The sequence below is a fragment of the Streptomyces sp. PA03-6a genome (assembly GCF_033792765.1).
Classification (GTDB): domain Bacteria; phylum Actinomycetota; class Actinomycetes; order Streptomycetales; family Streptomycetaceae; genus Actinacidiphila.
In genome coordinates this window covers 1-1,399 of sequence record NZ_JARAVK010000557.1, presented here as the reverse complement: position 1 = coordinate 1,399, position 1,399 = coordinate 1, and the positions used below count along the sequence as shown (strand labels likewise).

Sequence of the window (1,399 nt, the reverse complement as noted above, 5' to 3'; positions counted from 1 at the left end):
GTGGTGTCCGGTCGCCGGGACGGTGACTCCGCCAGTGAGCAGTTGGAGGCGTCGTTGCCGGCGTTGGTGTCGGTGACGGACCAGTCGGGTGAGGCGCGGTATCCGTCGTTCAAGGGGATCATGGCGGCGAAGAAGAAGCCGGTGGAGTCCTTGGATCTGTCCGACCTGGGTGTCGAGGAGGGGCAGGTGGGTCTGGCGGGTGCGTGGAGCGTGGTGGATGAGGCGGTGGCGCGTCCGCCGCGGACGGCCGGTGTGATCGTGAAGGACGAGGGCGAGGGCGGCAAGCAGCTCGCGGAGTTCCTCGCGGGCCAGAAGTTCATCTGAAGCGTCTTCCATCGAGTTCGCAGGAGTAGGTAGTCCCATGGGTGAAGTCCTCGTTTACGTCGATCATGTGGATGGTGCGGTCCGCAAGCCGACGCTGGAGTTGCTGACGATTGCGCGTCGGCTGGGTGAGCCGGTGGCGGTGGCGCTGGGTGCGGGTGCCGGTGCGACGGCGGGTGTGCTGGCCGGGCATGGTGCGGTGCGGGTGCTGGTCAATGAGGCTGCGGAGTTCGCGCAGTATCTGGTGGTGCCGAAGGTGGATGCGCTTCAGGCGGCCGCCCGTGTGGTGGGTCCGGTGGCGGTGCTGGTGCCGTCTTCGGGTGAGGGCAAGGAGGTCGCGGCGCGGCTGGCGTTGCGGCTGGGGTCGGGCATCATCACCGATGCGGTGGATGTGGTGGCCGGGTCCGAGGGTCCGGTGGCGACGCAGTCGGCGTTCGCGGCGTCGTTCACGACGAAGTCGCGGGTGACGACGGGTGTGCCGGTGATCACGGTGAAGCCGAACTCGGCGCCGGTGGAGGCTGTTTCGGCGGCGGGTGCGGTGGAGGAGCTGGCCGTGGAGTTCGGTGCGCTGGCCACGGGTACGAAGGTGGTGGCGCGTACGCCGCGGGAGGCGACGGGGCGTCCGGATCTGACGGAGGCTGCGATCGTGGTGTCCGGTGGCCGGGGTGTGGGTGGTGCGGAGAGCTTCGCGGTGATCGAGGCGCTGGCCGATTCGCTGGGTGCGGCGGTGGGTGCGTCGCGTGCGGCGGTGGATGCGGGCTGGTATCCGCACACCAATCAGGTGGGGCAGACGGGTAAGTCGGTGTCGCCGCAGTTGTACGTCGCGGCGGGGATCTCGGGTGCGATCCAGCACCGGGCGGGTATGCAGACCTCGAAGACGATCGTGGCGGTGAACAAGGACCCGGAGGCGCCGATCTTCGAGTTGGTCGACTACGGCGTGGTGGGTGACCTGTTCGCCGTGGTGCCGCAGCTGACCGAGGAGGTCACCGCCCGCAAGGGCTGACCCCGGCACACCACCGGCAGCACACACGCACCGGAGCCCCGTGACGCCCCCTGACGGCACCACGGGGCTCCGGCG

At 69.4% G+C, this 1,399-nt stretch carries 2 protein-coding genes; both read left to right on the top strand.

Annotated features, from left to right (window positions below; all coding sequences use genetic code 11):
- The coding region (locus tag PV350_RS46585; RefSeq protein WP_500339307.1) for an electron transfer flavoprotein subunit beta/FixA family protein at nucleotides 1-324 on the top strand (324 nt) is incomplete at its 5' end.
- Nucleotides 325-361: 37 nt separating this feature from the next.
- Nucleotides 362-1,324 (top strand): electron transfer flavoprotein subunit alpha/FixB family protein, encoded by a 963-nt coding sequence (locus PV350_RS46580; RefSeq protein ID WP_500339306.1) that lies wholly within the window; start codon nucleotides 362-364, stop codon nucleotides 1,322-1,324.
- The last annotated feature ends 75 nt before the right edge of the window (nucleotides 1,325-1,399 follow it).

Excerpts from the sequence above, each read along its gene's own strand:
- PV350_RS46580 (WP_500339306.1), top strand. The coding sequence starts at position 362 with ATGGGTGAAGTCCTCGTTTACGTCGATCATGTGGATGGTGCGGTCCGC.